Annotated in this window: 15 protein-coding genes; 8 read left to right on the top strand and 7 right to left on the bottom strand. The window is 40.5% G+C overall.

From position 1 onward, the window contains the following. Positions 1-102 precede the first annotated feature (102 nt). From OLM34_RS10815 to OLM34_RS10805, 3 genes are all read left to right on the top strand, one after another. A complete protein-coding gene (locus tag OLM34_RS10815) occupies positions 103-2,259 on the top strand; it encodes a hybrid sensor histidine kinase/response regulator transcription factor (protein ID WP_264407252.1) in 2,157 nt (718 codons plus the stop codon). Positions 2,260-2,398: 139 nt separating this feature from the next. Then, complete coding sequence (locus tag OLM34_RS10810) at positions 2,399-4,216, top strand: glycoside hydrolase family 2 protein (RefSeq protein ID WP_413777228.1); 1,818 nt, start codon at positions 2,399-2,401, stop codon at positions 4,214-4,216. Continuing rightward, the gene (locus tag OLM34_RS10805) at positions 4,195-5,199 is read left to right on the top strand and encodes a family 43 glycosylhydrolase (protein ID WP_264407250.1); all 1,005 of its coding nucleotides are present in this window, start codon (positions 4,195-4,197) and stop codon (positions 5,197-5,199) included. The genes OLM34_RS10810 and OLM34_RS10805 overlap by 22 nt, the downstream gene beginning before the upstream one ends. A 29-nt stretch (positions 5,200-5,228) precedes the next feature. Here OLM34_RS10805 and OLM34_RS10800 read toward each other — a convergent pair whose 3' ends face one another. From OLM34_RS10800 to cysS, 7 genes are all read right to left on the bottom strand, one after another. Next, positions 5,229-6,920 carry an ABC1 kinase family protein gene (locus OLM34_RS10800; RefSeq protein WP_264407248.1) on the bottom strand — a complete coding sequence of 564 codons (1,692 nt, stop codon included), beginning with the start codon at positions 6,918-6,920 and terminating at the stop codon, positions 5,229-5,231. 24 nt (positions 6,921-6,944) lie between these two features. Next, on the bottom strand, positions 6,945-7,247 hold the full coding sequence (locus tag OLM34_RS10795; RefSeq protein ID WP_264407246.1) for a phasin family protein: 303 nt from the start codon (positions 7,245-7,247) through the stop codon (positions 6,945-6,947). Positions 7,248-7,434: 187 nt separating this feature from the next. Then, positions 7,435-8,283 carry a metal ABC transporter permease gene (locus tag OLM34_RS10790; RefSeq protein ID WP_413777227.1) on the bottom strand — a complete coding sequence of 283 codons (849 nt, stop codon included), beginning with the start codon at positions 8,281-8,283 and terminating at the stop codon, positions 7,435-7,437. A gap of 12 nt (positions 8,284-8,295) precedes the next feature. Then, positions 8,296-8,718, bottom strand: a complete 423-nt coding sequence (locus OLM34_RS10785; RefSeq protein WP_264407245.1) for a phospholipase — start codon at positions 8,716-8,718, stop codon at positions 8,296-8,298. A gap of 1 nt (position 8,719) precedes the next feature. Beyond that, the gene (locus tag OLM34_RS10780) at positions 8,720-9,952 is read right to left on the bottom strand and encodes a 3-phosphoshikimate 1-carboxyvinyltransferase (protein WP_264407243.1); all 1,233 of its coding nucleotides are present in this window, start codon (positions 9,950-9,952) and stop codon (positions 8,720-8,722) included. 214 nt (positions 9,953-10,166) lie between these two features. Next, a complete protein-coding gene (locus OLM34_RS10775) occupies positions 10,167-11,501 on the bottom strand; it encodes a sodium-dependent transporter (protein WP_264407241.1) in 1,335 nt (444 codons plus the stop codon). Between the two features lie 19 nt (positions 11,502-11,520). Further along, a complete protein-coding gene (cysS, locus tag OLM34_RS10770; RefSeq protein ID WP_264407238.1) occupies positions 11,521-13,005 on the bottom strand; it encodes a cysteine--tRNA ligase in 1,485 nt (494 codons plus the stop codon). 256 nt (positions 13,006-13,261) lie between these two features. Between cysS and OLM34_RS10765 the strand changes: the two genes are divergently transcribed. The 5 genes from OLM34_RS10765 to OLM34_RS10745 all read left to right on the top strand — a co-directional run bounded on the left by OLM34_RS10765 (position 13,262) and on the right by OLM34_RS10745 (position 17,148). Further along, positions 13,262-14,572, top strand: a complete 1,311-nt coding sequence (locus OLM34_RS10765; protein WP_264407237.1) for an NCS2 family permease — start codon at positions 13,262-13,264, stop codon at positions 14,570-14,572. An 86-nt stretch (positions 14,573-14,658) separates the two neighbouring features. Then, complete coding sequence (gene efp, locus OLM34_RS10760; RefSeq protein ID WP_264407235.1) at positions 14,659-15,225, top strand: elongation factor P; 567 nt, start codon at positions 14,659-14,661, stop codon at positions 15,223-15,225. Then, complete coding sequence (gene radC, locus OLM34_RS10755) at positions 15,226-15,930, top strand: RadC family protein (protein ID WP_264407234.1); 705 nt, start codon at positions 15,226-15,228, stop codon at positions 15,928-15,930. Positions 15,931-16,033: 103 nt separating this feature from the next. Continuing rightward, complete coding sequence (locus OLM34_RS10750) at positions 16,034-16,351, top strand: metal-sulfur cluster assembly factor (RefSeq protein ID WP_264407233.1); 318 nt, start codon at positions 16,034-16,036, stop codon at positions 16,349-16,351. A gap of 47 nt (positions 16,352-16,398) precedes the next feature. Beyond that, positions 16,399-17,148, top strand: a complete 750-nt coding sequence (locus tag OLM34_RS10745) for a UDP-2,3-diacylglucosamine diphosphatase (protein WP_264407231.1) — start codon at positions 16,399-16,401, stop codon at positions 17,146-17,148. Positions 17,149-17,154: the final 6 nt, after the last annotated feature.

Here is a 17,154-nt window from a genome sequence, read left to right as displayed (position 1 = left end):
ATTAAAAAATGGATATGTTTTGAAAATAATGTAAACTCTCTAATAAATAATTTTTTAAACAACTCTCGTCTGAAATATCTCAATTTTTCGTACTTTTGAAAAATGGGGTTATCAGAGGAGACTCATCAATTCAATTATAAATCGAGTTATAAAGCACCTGATGGGACCCTTTATTTTGGTTCGATAGATGGTTTTGTGCGATTTAATCCTGCTTATTTTAAAGAAGATAGTGCTATTCCGCCTATTGTGTTGACGGATTTTCATTTGAATAATTCGCCTGCAAATGTGTGCGATAAAAATTCTCCGTTAAAAGAGAGCATTTTGTATACTCAATGTATTCGTCTTCCTTATGATAAAAATTCTTTTACCATTAAATATGCGCTATTGAGTTATTCGGGGTTTCATCCTAAAAATGTGGTTTACAAGCTTGAAGGTTTCGATAAGGAATGGATCCCGGCCAATTCCACTCAGTCTATTATTTATTCAAATTTAAATCCGGGAGAATACAAGTTGATTATTTCTTTAGAAACCGAATCTTCGAGTGGAATAAATAAGGCAATGAAGACGTTGGATATAATTGTTAGTCCACCTTTTTGGAAAACTTGGTGGGCATATGCGTTTTATATTATATGCTTGATTTCTTGCGCATTCTTTATCATATTCTATTTTCATCGGAGATCGAGAAAACTTCAGTTGCAAAAAATGCGCCTTTTTGAGCGTGAAAAAGAAAAGGAATTGTATGAATCAAAGATTGATTTTTTCACTAACGTGGCTCACGAAATTAGAACCCCATTATCATTGATTAAAGCACCTCTTGAACAGATTTTGAAAAATGATGCGCTTCCAACCGAAGTAAAAGATAATCTGGAAGTAATGAGTAAAAATACCGATAGATTATTGGATTTGACCAATCAATTGCTGGATTTTAGAAAAACGGAAGCCGAACTTTATAAGTTAAACGAGAAAGTGGCAAATGTGTCAGATGTGGTCAGGAAAACTTTTGAACGATTTATACCGTTTGCAAAACAGAAAAATATCGATTTTAATTTAAAACTTCCTGAGAAAGACATCATTGCAAAAATTGATGTCGAAGCTTTTATCAAAATTATTAGTAATTTGATAAACAATGCTATAAAATATTGCGATAGTTGCGTGAATGTTTTTCTCGATTGTTCAACCGACGAAAATTCAAATGACTTCTTCAATTTTGAGACCGAAAACGATGGTCCGATCATACCGGATCGTTTTAAAAAAGAAATGTTCAAGCCTTTCACCCGCTTTGATAGCGAGAAAGATAAAATCGTCACCGGAACCGGGATAGGTTTGGCTTTAACAAAATCGTTGACCGAATTATTAAAAGGATCGATAACATATTGTTTGAGGAATAATTTGAACGTATTTCGAGTTATCTTCCCAATAGGATCTTTAGGTGATGACGAAAATACTGAAGTCGTCGAAGAGAGGGATGAAATTTCGGAGAAAACAGATAATGGGAAAAAAGGAAAATCAAAAAAGCGACCTTTGCTTCTTTTGGTTGAGGATGATTTGGAGATGAGGGATTTTCTCGAAAAATGCTTACAAATCCAGTATAATACGATAGTGGCATCCAACGGAGAAGAGGCATTGGGTATACTGAAAAATCAAAATGTAGATCTTGTTGTCAGCGATATCATGATGCCTAAAATGGATGGTTTTGAATTGACCGGGCATATAAAATCCGATATCGAGTTTAGCCATATTCCGGTAATTCTTCTTACTGCCAAAGTAAATGTCCAATCCAAAGTACAGGGTTTTGAAGTAGGTGCTGATGCGTATGTCGAAAAACCTTTTTCTGTTGAAGTCTTACTTGCCCAAATTACCAGCCTTCTTCAAAATAGAGAAAAATTTCGTGAAGCGTTCTTGAAATATCCTTTTGCCGGAATGAATAACATTGATCTTAATAAATCGGATAGCGAGTTTTTGCAGAAATTGGATGAGATTATACAAGACAATATTGCAAATTCGGATTTCAATATTGAAGATTTGGCCGACCGGTTTTGTATGAGCAAAGCTAGTTTTTACCGAAAAATCAAAGGTGTTCTCGATGTAACTCCTAACGAATACCTTAAAATAGCACGATTAAAAAAAGCGGCTCAATTGTTAAAAGAAGGCAACTATAGGATAACCGAAATATGTTACATGGTCGGATTTAATTCTCCTTCTTATTTTGCTAAATGTTTCCAACAGCAATTTGGGGTTTTACCCAAAGATTTTTCTTAGGTCATGGATTTTTGAGATGATAGTTGCATTTTTCGATTCATTTGTTTTGTTGTACTGCTGAAATTTGGGTTATGTTTGCTTTGTTTTTAATTCGCGATAAAAATACCGGTATTAACTTTAAAATAAATTTAAATTTAAAATGAAAATGAAAGTAAGACTTCTTGTATGTATGGGTTGGCTGATGGCCTTTTCTGCTTTTGCCCAGTGGCAGCCGGCCGGCGATAAGATTAAAACCCGATGGGCATCGCAAATCGATGTGAACAATGTATTGCCTGAATATCCCCGTCCGATTATGGAACGTGCGGAATGGCAAAACCTGAATGGCTTGTGGAATTATGCCATACTTCCTATAGGAAAGCAAACACCTTCAACATTCGACGGCAAAATTTTGGTTCCGTTTGCAATAGAATCAAGCTTATCCGGTGTACAGAAAAAGGTAGGTAGGGAAAACGAATTATGGTATCAGCGGGAATTTACCATTCCTTCAAAATGGAAAAATAATCGGATATTGTTGCATTTTGGTGCAGTGGATTGGAAAGCCGATGTGTGGGTAAACGATATTAAAGTCGGTCGACATACCGGTGGTTACACGCCTTTCTCTTTCGATATAACGTCGGCGTTAAAAAGTGGGTCCAATACGTTGGTTGTAAAAGTCTGGGATCCGACCAACGACGGTTATCAACCTCGCGGGAAACAGGTAAATAGGCCCGAAGGCATTTGGTATACATCGGTAACCGGTATTTGGCAGACAGTTTGGTTGGAGCCTGTCCCGGAAAAATATATTACGAATGTAAAAATTACTCCGGATATCGATAAAAACATACTTACCGTGGAGGCATCGGTAAATGAAGTATCTGCATTGGATAAAATAGAAGTAAAAGTAATGGATGGTTCGCAAGTTATTGCTTCCGGTCGTTCCATCAATCATCTTCCGGTTGAGATTACGATGCCGGAGCAGGTAAAGCTGTGGTCTCCCGATAGCCCATTTCTTTATGATTTGGAAATTACGTTATGGAGCGACAATAAACCGCAGGATAAAGTAAACAGTTATGCGGCCATGCGTAAATATTCGATAAAACGAGATAATAAGGGGATTGTTCGTTTGCAATTGAACAACAAAGATTTGTTCCAGTTTGGTCCTCTCGATCAGGGTTGGTGGCCTGACGGTTTATATACCGCTCCTACCGACGATGCTCTGAAATTCGATATTCAGAAAACCAAGGATCTTGGGTTTAACATGATCCGCAAACACGTGAAGGTTGAACCTGCACGCTGGTATATGCACTGTGACCGGTTGGGCATGATTGTTTGGCAGGATATGCCCAATGGAGATCGTGGTCCCCATTGGCAGCCACGTCAATATTTCAATGGTGTGGAATGGCTCCGTTCTCCCGAATCCGAAGCAAATTATCGCAAGGAGTGGAAAGAAATCATCGATTTTCTGTATTCCTATCCTTGTGTAGGCGTTTGGGTTCCTTTCAATGAAGCATGGGGCCAATTTAAAACGAAAGAAATAGCGGAATGGACCAAACAATACGATCCTTCCCGCTTGGTTAATCCGGCTAGTGGGGGCAATCATTATCCTGTAGGGGATATGTTGGATTTGCATAATTATCCACACCCCGAATTGTATTTGTATGACGGTCAACGGCCAACCGTTTTAGGCGAATATGGCGGAATTGGATGGGCTGTAAAAGGGCATTTGTGGGAACCCGACCGTAATTGGGGATATGTGCAGTTCAACAGTTCCAAAGAAGTTACCGATCAATATGTGGAATATGCCGAGCAGCTTAAGACACTGATTAAACATGGTTTCTCTGCAGCAGTTTACACCCAGACTACCGATGTGGAGGTTGAAGTCAACGGTTTGATGACTTACGACAGGGAAATGATCAAGATGGATGAACAACGAATCAAACAAGTAAATAGTGAGATATGCAATATCTTAAACTATTGATTTATACATTGTTATTTTTGTCGTGCAAGGGGAGTGAGGCAATCACTCCTCAGCCGACAGATAAAGATAGATATCAAAATCCGGTGATTCATCGCAGTTTGCCGGATCCTACCGTAATAAAGGCAAATGATGGTTATTTCTATCTTTATGCGACAGAGGATATTCGTAATATTCCGATCTATCGCTCTCCCAATCTTATTGATTGGGAGTTTATGGGAACCGCTTTTACCGATCAAACGCGTCCTACTTTTGTATCGAGAGGCGGATTGTGGGCACCCGATATCAACTACATAAACGGCAAATATGTGCTGTATTATTCCATGTCGGTTTGGGGTGGAGAATGGGCGTGCGGAATCGGGGTGGCTACGGCCGATAAACCCGAAGGACCGTTCACCGATCACGGGAAACTTTTTCGCAGCGACGAGATCAATGTTCAAAACTCCATCGATCCGTGTTATTACGAGGAGAATGGAGAAAAATATTTGTTTTGGGGGAGTTTTCACGGGATATATGCCATTGAATTGTCAGATGATGGGTTGGCTTTGAAATCCGGTGCGGAAAAAGTACAAGTGGCAGGTACGGCATACGAAGGAACCTACATTCATAAACGCAATGGCTATTATTATTTATTCGCTTCCACGGGTACCTGTTGTGAAAGATTGAACAGTACGTATACTACAGTAGTTGGGCGGTCTGAACATCTTTTCGGCCCCTATGTCGATAAATCAGGTCAATCAATGATGGATAACCATCATGAGATTCTTATTCGTAAGAATACCGAATTTGTCGGTACCGGACATAATTCGGAAATCGTAGCGGATGATAAAGGTCAAACTTGGATGTTTTACCACGCCTATTGGACAGCGCATCCCGATAAGGGAAGGGTATTGATGCTCGACAAAATACAATGGATAAACGATTGGCCTTCTGTTGCGAATGGGACGCCGTCGTTAAAATCCGAAAGACCTGTTTTTGACGAATAAGCCGGCTACGAATTTCAGAAGAGCGGCATTTATTTTTTTCGGCTCAATCGAAAAATGGAAATGATCAGTCCAAGTCCCAAAACGCCGGCAAGAATATAGCCAATAATTCCAATGATGGAAACATTGGAAATTGTAGGTCCGATCCCTTGTTGCAAAATTAAAGAAGATCCCACGATGAGTGCTGCGATAATCAAGCTTGCCGAAATTCGGTTGCTCGATCCCTTAATTTCCTGGGTAATTTCTTCCAGCTTGTGATGTTCAAGTTTTACCTCAAACTGCCCTTCTCTTAATTTTCGGAGCAAATCGGATAAGTGGTGGGGCAAGTGTTCGACGAGCTCTACACTTTCATCCATTACGTTTACACCTCGTTCTTTCCATCGTCTTGGAGAATAAAGTTTAAAATATATTTTTCTGACAAAAGGTTGTACGAGGCTGAACATATCGAAATCGGGTTCCAATTGTTTCCCTACCGATTCGGCAATGGAAATGGAACGTAGCATCATTACCAGATTTGAGGGGATGGCCATTTTGTGACGCATCATGATTTCCAAAATTTGCTGATTCATTTTGGCCATGCTGATGGTTTTGAAAGGGCGATCGGAATAGAGTTCTATCAATTCGTCTAAATCTTGCCGCAGGGAAAACTTGTCTATTTTTTGAACGACCAATCCCAGATCCTGCAGTCCGCGAATGATGTGGCTATAGTCTTTTTCGTTGGCTGCACGCAAGGTCTTGGCAATGATGATGATGGTCCTTTCGTCGAGATGCCCCGTCATTCCCACGTCGAGCATCACGATGGTGTCGGGAGGCTGCACGAAAAGATTTCCGGGATGCGGGTCGGCATGAAAGAACCCGTCGAGGAGGATTTGTTTAAGAAGCGCTTCCGCAGCCCGATCGGCAATTTTCTTCAGGTCAAACTGTTGTCTGTATTTTTCTTGGGTGATTTCTGAAATTTTTACCCCTTCGATAAATTCCATGGTCAACAGTTTCTCGGTAGTCAAATCCCAATAAACTTTGGGAACTTTAATATAATCAATCCCCTTAAAATTATTTCTGAATTTATCGAAATTATGGGCTTCGTTCAAGAAGTCCAGTTCTTTTCTGAGGGCTTTTTTTATTTCTGCCACCACAGCTTTGGGACTGTGAAAAGGACCGTTTCGCAGTCGTTTCTCCAACACATCTGCAAAGCTTTCCAAAATGGAAAGATCCAGTTCAATGGTATTCCGAATGCCGGGTTTTTGAATTTTTAGGGCTACAATTTCTCCATTGTATAAAACGGCTTTATGAACCTGGCTTAAAGAAGCAGAAGCAACAGGTTTTTCATCGAACTCCTTAAACACTTGGTTTAATGGTTTATTGAGTTCTTTTTCAATACATTCCCGAATCCGTAAGGTTTCTACCGGTAAAACTTTATCTTGAAGTTTTTCCAATTCGGAGATATAGTCTGAAGGAAGGAAATCGGGGCGAGTACTCAGAATTTGACCGAATTTGATAAAAGTAGGACCTAATTCTTCAAAAGCCAAACGAAGCCTTTCGGCACTCGATAATTTTTCATATCCTTTTCGACGGCTTCGTATTTTGGTAATAAAGTTTACGCGAGAAACATCCAAAAGGTAATCCAGACCAAATTTGATAAAAACAGAAATGATCTGGCGACTTCGTTTGACTTTATCCAGATTACTACGAAAACTCAACCCTGACTGTGGGTAAAATTCCGGCATTAAATCGAGGTTTTTAAAAGATTGCTATGCTGTTTTGTTCACCTGTCGGGATAATTCTTCCACTTTATTCTTTAATTCTTCAAATTCCTTTCGTGAAGGAATATTTATTCTGGATAAAATGGTTTCGACCGTTTTCTCGATTTTCTGTTCGATTTCTGTTTTGGTTTTTTCCGATTGATCCAAAACATCTTTTACGAATTTAGCTTTCTCGTTTTCGGTTAATTCACCTCGTTTAATAAGTTCTTTTGCAAATTCTTCGGCTTTTTCGCTAGTTAGCGAAATAAGACCCAATCCTGCCAAAACTGCATTTTTAATGAAGTCTGCCATAGCTATATCCTCCTTCTTTAAATGATTTATATTTTAAGGTACTGAGAACTTTTCTTTCATTTCTTTGTAAAGTTACACTATTTATTGAATATTTCACTTCCGGCATTCACTTTTTCTTAAGCTTTGAAAAAATAATTTTCATGCAGGGACCCATGCATCGGAATGGGTACAAACCAAAGCCGACCTGTCAATCACCGGTCGATGGGTTTCTCGTTCGTTTTTTAGATTTTTTGTCGATTGATTTTATTGCTTTAGCAATAAAAAACATGAGGATAAGAACAAAAATGATGAAAGCTCCTGAAGGTACATTCAGGTAGTAAGACAAGAATAAGCCGACGATGCACCCTACAAAACTAAAGGCGGAAGAAAGGTAGATGATGTGAGAATATTTTACGGTGAATACGTTTGCCGTCATCTGTGGAACGGTGATCAGCGACATGAGCAGGACGATTCCAACCAAGCGGATACTCAGCACGATGGTGACAGCAATAAAAAACATCATTGTATATTCGATGAAACGAGTGGATATTCTTCGTGTTTTTGCAAACTCGATGTCGAAAGAAACGGAAACGATGGCTTGGTAATGGGTCAAAAAAAACATGGCAAGCAAAACACTAAGGGTCAACAATGCCCAAATATCGGTTTTAGTAATGGTGAGGATGTTGCCGAAAAGATATTCGGACAAATTGGGTGCGTATCCCGGCGAGAGAAAAGTAAGAATAATTCCTATAGCCATACCGAGCGACCAGAAGACAGCTATCGCAGAATCTTCGCGTACACCTTGTTTTGTTGATAGCCATTCGATGCCGAATGCCGAAAGGACCGAAAAACCCATTGCTGAGAGAATGGGATTTAAGCCGAAATAAAATCCGATTCCTAATCCCCCGAACGATGCATGTGTGATTCCGCCGCTGATAAACACCAGTCGGCGTGAAACTACATATGTTCCGATCATTCCACAGGCTATGCCGGCAAAAAGGCTACCCCATAGTGCATTACGAAAAAAAGCATAATCGAATAGTTCCAATAAATTCATGTTCAATAAACATCATGCATGTGCTTTTCGGGTACGCAAATCAGTAATAACCATCATTACCTCATCATTCATTTGCTCGGGAATAGAAATTTTGCGTATCTGCAAACTGTGTATCCATCGGGGTTTTTCTTCATCGAGAAGTGAATAGAAAACTTCTCGAAACTTCTCAACTTGTTCTTCGCTATAGTCGGAAGAGTCTTTACCTTTATATTCGTCAAGTTCCTCGTCGTCGAAATATTCCGGTTTTTGACCGAAGGCAGCTTTTAGATTGTTGCGTTCGCAAACTTCATGCATGCCACAGCATCCCCCCTCAATGAGTGGTGGAGCCGGCTTGTTTTCCTCTATATTTCCTTTTTTGCGCTGGATCGAATTCCAGATATGAAGTGCAATTACGAAAAAAATGATAATTCCTATAAATAGAAACAGACTAAGCATGTTAATTTTTTTTTTCTTCAATAGTGAAACCTGCTTTTTTGAGGTCATCCCAAAATTTTGGATATGATTTTGCGACGACTCCCGGGTTATCGATAATTACAGATTCGAAGGGTATGCATGCAGGAGCAAATGACATTGCCATTCGATGATCGTTATAGGTTTCGATAACAGCATTTTTTTGTGGGAAACATCGTTCCTTATCCCATTCCAGCATTCTATATTCGTTATCGTCTTTCAACACATATCCGAGTTTTAATAATTCCGTTTTCAATGCATTAATGCGATCGGTTTCTTTTATTTTGAGACTTTGTACTCCCGAGAACAGAAACGGTACATTCAATAAACAACAAGCAACCACAAAAGTTTGTGCGAGATCGGGTTCGTTGACAAAATCGTGAAAGAATTTTTTTGCCGATTTTTTTGTCTTTCGAATAATCACGCCATCGGGAATGAATTCTGTGGACACGCCAAGATCGGGAAAGAGATTTACAAGGTTAGAATCTCCCTGCAAACTGTTCCTGTTTAATCCTAAGAGCGTTACTTCTGCTTCCGGAATCAATGAGGCTATCGAATACCAATAGGAAGCCGCAGACCAATCGGCTTCAACCTTGATAGGGGTGGGGACATATTCCTGGTGTTTTACAGTGATGTCTTTTCCTTCCCATTTTGCTTTCACTCCATATTTCTCCATGAGTCCGAGTGTCAGATGAATGTAGGGTTTCGAGATCACTTCGTTTTCCAAATGGATGATGAGACCGTTGTCCATTTTGGGTGCAATCATCAGTAATGCCGATACAAATTGCGAACTCATGTTGCCCGAAAGATACACTTCGCCTCCTCCTAGGTGTTTGCCTTTGATTTTCAACGGAGGATAACCTTCTTTTTCTAAATATTCAATTTCGGCTCCTAAAGCAATAAGGGTGTTAACCAGTGGATAGATAGGACGTTCGTGCATGCGGTTGTTTCCCCTAATAATCCATTCTCCCTCCATTTCGGCCAGAAAGGCTGTTAAAAAACGCATGGCTGTACCTGCTCCTTTGACGTCGAAAACATTGGAGTCGGAGTTAAAAGCATCGATAAGTACTTGGGTGTCTTCACAGTTAGATAAGTTTTCAATGGGGTAGGGGCTGCAACTCAGGGCATTTAGAATCAGCACACGGTTGCTGATGCTTTTTGAAGGGGGGAGGGTAATGGTGGTTTGTAATTTTTCAGGTGGAAATATTTTATACTGCATGGATTTCCTTCTTTATTTTACACAAAAGTAATACATTTTGGAGGAAGAGCAAAACACTTGAATAGAACTTTTCTGCAATCCGCCGATTTATGAAAGGACTTTAGTGGATGATTATTATTCAACCTGCTTCCCGATACGATTTTTCTGAAAATGGCGTGGCGATAAGGCTCAATGAGAAAGATATATGTTGCAGTTTTGATTTTTTTCGAAAATGTTAGGATAACAAGCCGTAGAGAAATATGGCTAAGATTGCAATGGGGGCTACATAGCGAAGAATAAAAATATATCCTTTAAGAAATGCTCTACCATATTTGATAGTTCCTTTATTGGTGATATGAGCCATGATCATTCGTTTATCCAGATACCAACCAACAAAAAGAGAAATAAAAAATCCACCGATAGGGAGCATAAGTTTAGCAGAAGCATAATCGAGTAAATTAAAGAATTCAGGAGAGAAAGAAGAGATGGTTCCTGTAATGAATACACCGATACACACAAAGAATGTCGCTTTTTTTCGCGAAATTCGATATTCTTCCTGGAGATAAATAGTGGTTACTTCCATTAACGATATGGTTGAGGTGATGGCGGCCAGTGCCAGAAGAACAAAAAAGAACGTTGACCACAATGCCGATAGCGACATTTGGCCAAACAATTGGGGTATAGTGATGAATAATAAACCGGGACCACCGGCTACCAGATCGGAAATAATGGTATCGGGGTTTGCCGTTAGTGCAAAAGCAGAGGGAAAGATAACCACTCCTGCCAGAATAGCTACCAAGGTATCGAGAACGGAGACTTGAACGGCTGTTTTTGTTAGGTTCACATCATTTCTAAAATAGGAGGCATAAGTTGTCATGCATCCCATTCCAATGGAAAGCGAGAAGAAGGCTTGCCCCATCGCATCGAGGAAGACGGTAGATTTTACGTTTTTCATTTCGGGCTTAAATAAAAAAGCCAATCCTTCCGATGATCCGGGAAGAGTAACTGCACGAATTCCCAAAATAATGAGAAGCAGAAAAAGTATCGGCATAAAAATTTTGGACGATTTTTCTACTCCCCTTTTCACGCCGGACAACGTAAATAAAGCGGTCAAAATAATGAAAATAGTTGTTAACAGGGTTTGTTTCAAATGATTTTCCTGAAGTTGGACAAAGTTAGCGGCATAATCTTTAACGGAAAATAATTGCCCGGTAAGCGATTGAAAAATATAGTCGAGCGTCCAACCGCAAACTACCATGTAAAAACCCATGATTACAAATCCGGTAAGTACCCCCAAACGTCCTACCCATATCCAAGGTGTACCCGGCGCCAATTTGCGAAAAGCCCCTGCTGTATTTGCCCGAGATGAACGACCAATGATAAATTCGGCTGTCATCAGAGGTATGCCGAAAAACAATACACAACCAATATAAACCAAAATAAAGATGGCACCTCCTCCGCCGGCCGTTTGGCTTGGAAAACGCCAGATGTTGCCCAATCCTATGGCAGATCCTGCAGCAGCAGCTACCATTCCTATTTTCGATACAAACGTTACTCTGTTTTCGTCCATATTAGTAGGGATTGTCTTTTTATTTCAATCTCCATTCGAAACCATCTTTGGTATCTTTTATTTCGAATCCCAACGCAGTCAGTTCATTGCGTATCCTGTCTGCCAGTGCCCAATCTTTTCGTTGTTTGGCTTCCTGACGAATGGTCAAAAGTAAATCGACAGCTTTAACAAAAGCTTCATGACCGGCAACGTTGCTTTCAACTTCGTTTTTAATACCAAGAATAGTAAACAAAAAGTCGTTAAAGAGGTTTTTTAACTCGGTCTTGTCTTCTGTTGTTATCTTTTCTACTTCGCTTTTAGTGGCATTGATGAGGTGTGCAGCCTCAAACAGGTGTGAAATAAGAATAGGAGAATTCAGGTCGTCGTTGAGCGCCTCGAAGCATTTTTGGCGCAGAGCCTTGACGTCTATCGTTGAAGCATTGCTGACGGGAATTTTATCGATCATGTCATATGCTTCCAATAATCGTTTCAAACCCTTTTCAGAGGCTTGAAGAGCTTCATTACTGAAATCTACGGTACTTCGGTAGTGAGATTGCAGAATGAAAAAACGGATGGTCATGGGCGTATAAGGCTGTTCTAGCAACGGATGTTTTCCGGTAAAAAACTCTTCGAGTGTGATAAAATTACCGAGCGACTTACCCATTTTCTGCCCATTGATGGTGATCATGTTATTGTGCATCCAATATTTGACAGCAGGAGTCCCTTCGGCAGCCGTATTTTGAGCGATTTCACATTCGTGATGAGGAAACATCAGATCCATTCCGCCTCCGTGGATATCGAATTCCTTGCCAAGATACTTAATACTCATGGCAGAACATTCGAGATGCCAACCGGGAAACCCCTTGCTCCATGGCGATGGCCATTTCATGATGTGTTCAGGAGCTGCTTTTTTCCATAAGGCAAAATCGTAGCTTTTGCGTTTTTCCTCTTGTCCTTCCAATTGTCGGGTATTTTCGAGCAGTTCCTCGATGTTTCGTCCCGAAAGTTTACCGTAGTGATAGAGTTTGTTATATTTTTCTACATCGAAATATACGGATCCGTCGCTTTCGTAAGCAAAACCGTTATCCAGAATGGTTTTGGCCATTTCTATCTGCTCGATGATGTGACCGGAGGCGCGTGGTTCTATCGAAGGAGGGAGCACATTGAGCGCTTCCATTGCTTTGTGATAGCGAAGGGTATAGTATTGGGCTACCTCCATGGGTTCGAGTTGCTCGAGGCGGGCTTTCTTTTCGATTTTGTCTTCTCCCTCATCCGCATCGTTTTCCAGATGTCCGACATCGGTAATGTTGCGTACATAGCGTACCTTGTAGCCGATAAATTTGAGATATCGGAACAACAGGTCGAAAGTGATTGCCGGCCTTGCATGCCCAAGATGCGGATCACCATATACCGTGGGGCCGCAAACATAAAGCCCTACATGAGGCGGATTCAATGGTTCAAAAACTTCTTTCTTTCGGGTAAGCGTGTTGTAGATAACCGGTTTTTGTGCTATTGTATCGGACATATTTAAACTATTGGAAATTTTGTTTTGGGAACACAAAAATACAAATTTATATCTTATGTTGTATAAATCAGAGCAAAAAGTGGGAAATGCATTTTTTAATGATCCTGTTTCTACTCGAGTTAGGTTTCGGGACAGAATAAAGCGATATAATGGTGAATTGATATTGAAGTTAATTCACTACTTTTGCACAAAAAGCAGAATTCTTAATTGGCGTTTATTATTAAATAATTGAAAGTAAGCTAAAAAGAACGATAGAATGTTGGAGAAACTTTTTAACTTAAAGCAAAACCGGACGAATGTCAGAACAGAGATTGTGGCGGGAATCATCACGTTTCTCACAATGTCCTATATTTTAGTGGTCAATCCCAATACATTGGGAGCGACCGGCATGGATAAATCGGCGTTGTTTACGGCGACCGCTTTGGCAAGTATTTTGGGCACGCTTTTCATGGCCTTTATCCCCAATTTGCCGGTTGCTCAAGCTCCGGGAATGGGGTTGAACAGTTTTTTCGCTTTTTCGGTAGTCATCGGCTTGGGCTATTCTTGGCAAATGGCTCTTACAGCCGTGTTCATCGAAGGAATCGTTTTTATTATTCTTACGTTTTTTAACGTGCGAGAACTCATTGTCAAAAGCATTCCGAGAACCATTAAAGAAGCCATTCCGGTGGGGATAGGTTTGTTTATTGCCTTTATCGGATTACAGAATGCCGGATTGATTGTTAAAAATGAAAATACCATGCTTTCGTTGGGCGATATGTCCAATCCACATGTGTGGGTGGCTTCGTTAGGGTTAATTGCGACCAGTGTATTATATTATCGCAATGTGCCGGGTTCTATTCTCATCGGGATCATCCTATCTACGATATTTTCCGTTATTCTCGGATTGGTTGAAATGCCAAAAGAAGGTATCGTTTCGCTTCCGCCGGATATTTCGCCCGTTTTTATGAAATTTGAGTGGGGAAATATTTTTACACTCGACATGTTGATCGTGGTGTTTACCTTTTTATTTGTAAATCTTTTCGATACGATTGGAACATTGTTGGGAGTGGCCTCCAAAGCGGGGTTTATTGATAAAGACGGTAATTTTCCGCAAATAAAAAAGGCGCTTTTTGCCGATGCTCTCGGTACCACTTTCGGTTCAATGTTGGGAACGAGTACGGTGACTTCCTATGTGGAAAGTGTATCGGGTGTTGCTGCCGGGGGAAGAACCGGGCTTACTTCCGTATCAACGGCATTGATGTTTACCCTTTCTTTATTTCTCGCCCCTTTATTTCTGATGGTTCCTCCATCGGCAACGGCTCCTGCCTTGATTTTGGTAGGTTTGTTTATGATTACTTCTATTGTCAATATCAATTTTGCCAATATAACGGAATCTTTACCTGCCTTTCTGACCATCATTATGATGCCTTTTGCTTTCAGTATTGCTCAAGGGATTGTGTTCGGCATGCTTTCGTATGTATTTTTAAAAGCGTTGACCGGCAAGTTTCGCCACATTTCCGTTACCATGTGGGTTATTTTTTTGTTGTTCATTGTTAAACTGGCGTTGGAAGGGATGCATGTCATTTAGTAAAGGTGTTGATTTGGTTTTTTGAGGGGGAATAATTACTTTTGCTTGCAAAATACAGAATACAATATTAACTATAACCATAATTTATGGCAACAACTGCTGATTTCAGAAACGGAATGTGCATTGAGGTCGACGGCCAATATTATTTCATTGTGGAATTTCTCCATGTGAAACCCGGTAAAGGACCTGCTTTTGTGCGGACGAAATTAAAAAATGTAACAACAGGGCGTGTAATCGATAAAACGTTTTCTTCGGGCGTAAAAGTAGATGAGGTTCGCATTGAGCGTCGTCCATTTCAGTTTCTTTACAAAGATGAAATGGGGTATAATTTCATGAATACCGAAACCTTTGAGCAAGTTTCTCTCCCTGCCGAACAGATCGAAGGAGTAGACTTCCTTAAGGAAGGCGATATGGTGGATGTACAGGTGCATGCCGATACCGATACTATTTTGACGGTTGAACTCCCTTCCCATGTTGTTTTGGAAGTTACTTATACAGAACCGGGTTTGAAGGGCGATACGGCAACCAATGCATTAAAGCCTGCAACGTTGGAAACGGGGGCTGAAATTCGTGTTCCGCTCTTTATTGAGGCGGGCGATAAAGTAAAGGTAGATACCCGAAGTGGTAGCTATGTGGAACGAGTGAAGGAATAAATGACCCCTTTCGATTCCACGAAAATTTCCATTAAGCAATGGGCTGAAGAAGATCGACCGCGCGAAAAACTATTAATGAAAGGCGCTTCCGCTCTTTCCAATTCCGAATTATTGGCTATTCTGATTGGTTCGGGAAATGATAAGGAAAGCGCTGTCGAATTGAGCAAACGAATTTTGCAAAAGGCCGATAACGACCTGGGTAAACTGGCAAAATTTGCGGTGAGTGATTTGGTTAATAATTTTCGAGGGATAGGTACAGCTAAAGCTGTTACTATAGTAGCCGCCATGGAACTGGGAAAACGAAGAAAAGAGGCAGGCGCTGCGGAACGAAAAAAGATTCTTTCGTCAAAAGATGCTTATGAAATTTTTTCTTCTGTCTTTATCGATCTCAATCATGAAGAAACCTGGGCTTTGCTGTTGGATCGTGCCAATCAGATTGTAGATCACATGCAGGTTAGTCGTGGCGGTATAGCCGGAACGGTGGTCGATATTCGTCTTATCCTGCGTGAAGCACTCAATAACTATGCATCGGGGATTATTTTGGCTCACAATCATCCCTCCGGCAATTGTGTCCCCAGCGGGAACGATGTTCAGCTTACAAAAAAACTGAAGGAAGCCGCTCGTTACATGGATATTGTGTTGCTTGACCATCTTATCGTGACCGACCATACCTATTATAGTTTTGCGGATGAAGGGGCAATCTGATTGTTGAGCAGTCGATTTTTTTTTTGAGGGGTCGGCATAAACAATACGTGAAAAAATTCGTTTAGTTAGAAGCGATTATTTTGTAATGTATAAATAAAAGACAATGAACGAAGAACTTCAGAAGATACAGGATCAGATAGTTACCTTGCTTCGTACAGTGTACGATCCCGAAATTCCCGTAAACATCTATGATTTGGGAATGATTTATGATATAGATGTGGATGAAAATAATAATGTAACCATTGAAATGACATTCACTTCGCCCGCTTGCCCTGCTTCCGATTTTATCCTTTCGGATGTGCAAATGAAAATTGAATCTATTCCTGAAGTCAATCATGTAGATATCAACCTTACTTTTGATCCGCCCTGGGATCAGTCGATGATGAATGATGAAGCCAGGTTGGAATTAGGGATGATGTGAAAGGGACACTGCCTCTTTTTTCTGTTGCTATAATTTGAATACAACGGATGATCTCGAAGAAAAGGATATATTTTCTGGCAGATGCACATTTGGGGTCGAAATGGCATGCCGATTCTGTTGAAACCGAGCGGAAATTATGCCGATGGCTCGATCAAGTAAAGCAGGATGCCCGTGCGATTTTTCTTTTAGGTGATATTTTCGATTATTGGTTTGAGTACAAATATGTCGTACCGAAAGGCTACACGCGCGTGCTTGGAAAATTGGCCGAAGTAAGCGATTTGGGAATAGAGGTCCATTTCTTTATCGGCAATCACGATATTTGGCTCACGGATTATCTCTCAAAAGAGTGCGGCATGATTCTTCATTTTGAGCCCTTTATTGCCGAGTGGAATGGCAAGAAATTTTTTCTTGCACATGGCGACGGGTTGGGTGATGATTCACCGGGTTTTTTGTTCCTCCGTAAGTTGTTTCACAGTAAGTTTTTGCGTTTTCTTTTTTCTGCTATTCACCCCCGATTAACGGTTCCTCTGGCACATGCCTGGTCGAACCACAGTCGTGAAAACGGTGGAATGGTCGAATATTTGGGCGAAGACAAAGAGTACCTTGTGCTCTTTGCAAAACAAAAACTCAAAGAAATGCCCGATATAAATTATTTTATTTTCGGTCATCGGCATATTATGCTTGATCTGCCGATTGGCGAGTGTTCTCGCGTCATTATTCTTGGCGATTGGATTCGTTATTTTTCGTATGCCGTTTTCGATGGAGAAGAATTAACCTTAAAAACATTCGAAGAATAACTGCTT

This window comes from Anaerorudis cellulosivorans (genome assembly GCF_025943985.1).
Lineage (GTDB): Bacteria > Bacteroidota > Bacteroidia > Bacteroidales > Dysgonomonadaceae > Anaerorudis > Anaerorudis cellulosivorans.
The sequence above is the reverse complement of the archived record's forward strand: the minus strand, read 5'-3'. Positions and strand labels throughout refer to the sequence as shown.

Excerpts from the sequence above, each read along its gene's own strand:
- OLM34_RS10815 (WP_264407252.1), top strand. The coding sequence starts at position 103 with ATGGGGTTATCAGAGGAGACTCATCAATTCAATTATAAATCGAGTTAT.
- OLM34_RS10810 (WP_413777228.1), top strand. The coding sequence starts at position 2,399 with ATGAAAATGAAAGTAAGACTTCTTGTATGTATGGGTTGGCTGATGGCC.
- OLM34_RS10805 (WP_264407250.1), top strand. The coding sequence starts at position 4,195 with ATGCAATATCTTAAACTATTGATTTATACATTGTTATTTTTGTCGTGC.
- OLM34_RS10800 (WP_264407248.1), bottom strand. The coding sequence starts at position 6,920 with ATGCCGGAATTTTACCCACAGTCAGGGTTGAGTTTTCGTAGTAATCTG.
- OLM34_RS10795 (WP_264407246.1), bottom strand. The coding sequence starts at position 7,247 with ATGGCAGACTTCATTAAAAATGCAGTTTTGGCAGGATTGGGTCTTATT.
- OLM34_RS10790 (WP_413777227.1), bottom strand. The coding sequence starts at position 8,283 with ATGAATTTATTGGAACTATTCGATTATGCTTTTTTTCGTAATGCACTA.
- OLM34_RS10785 (WP_264407245.1), bottom strand. The coding sequence starts at position 8,718 with ATGCTTAGTCTGTTTCTATTTATAGGAATTATCATTTTTTTCGTAATT.
- OLM34_RS10780 (WP_264407243.1), bottom strand. The coding sequence starts at position 9,952 with ATGCAGTATAAAATATTTCCACCTGAAAAATTACAAACCACCATTACC.
- OLM34_RS10775 (WP_264407241.1), bottom strand. The coding sequence starts at position 11,501 with ATGGACGAAAACAGAGTAACGTTTGTATCGAAAATAGGAATGGTAGCT.
- cysS (WP_264407238.1), bottom strand. The coding sequence starts at position 13,005 with ATGTCCGATACAATAGCACAAAAACCGGTTATCTACAACACGCTTACC.
- OLM34_RS10765 (WP_264407237.1), top strand. The coding sequence starts at position 13,262 with ATGTTGGAGAAACTTTTTAACTTAAAGCAAAACCGGACGAATGTCAGA.
- efp (WP_264407235.1), top strand. The coding sequence starts at position 14,659 with ATGGCAACAACTGCTGATTTCAGAAACGGAATGTGCATTGAGGTCGAC.
- radC (WP_264407234.1), top strand. The coding sequence starts at position 15,226 with ATGACCCCTTTCGATTCCACGAAAATTTCCATTAAGCAATGGGCTGAA.
- OLM34_RS10750 (WP_264407233.1), top strand. The coding sequence starts at position 16,034 with ATGAACGAAGAACTTCAGAAGATACAGGATCAGATAGTTACCTTGCTT.
- OLM34_RS10745 (WP_264407231.1), top strand. The coding sequence starts at position 16,399 with ATGATCTCGAAGAAAAGGATATATTTTCTGGCAGATGCACATTTGGGG.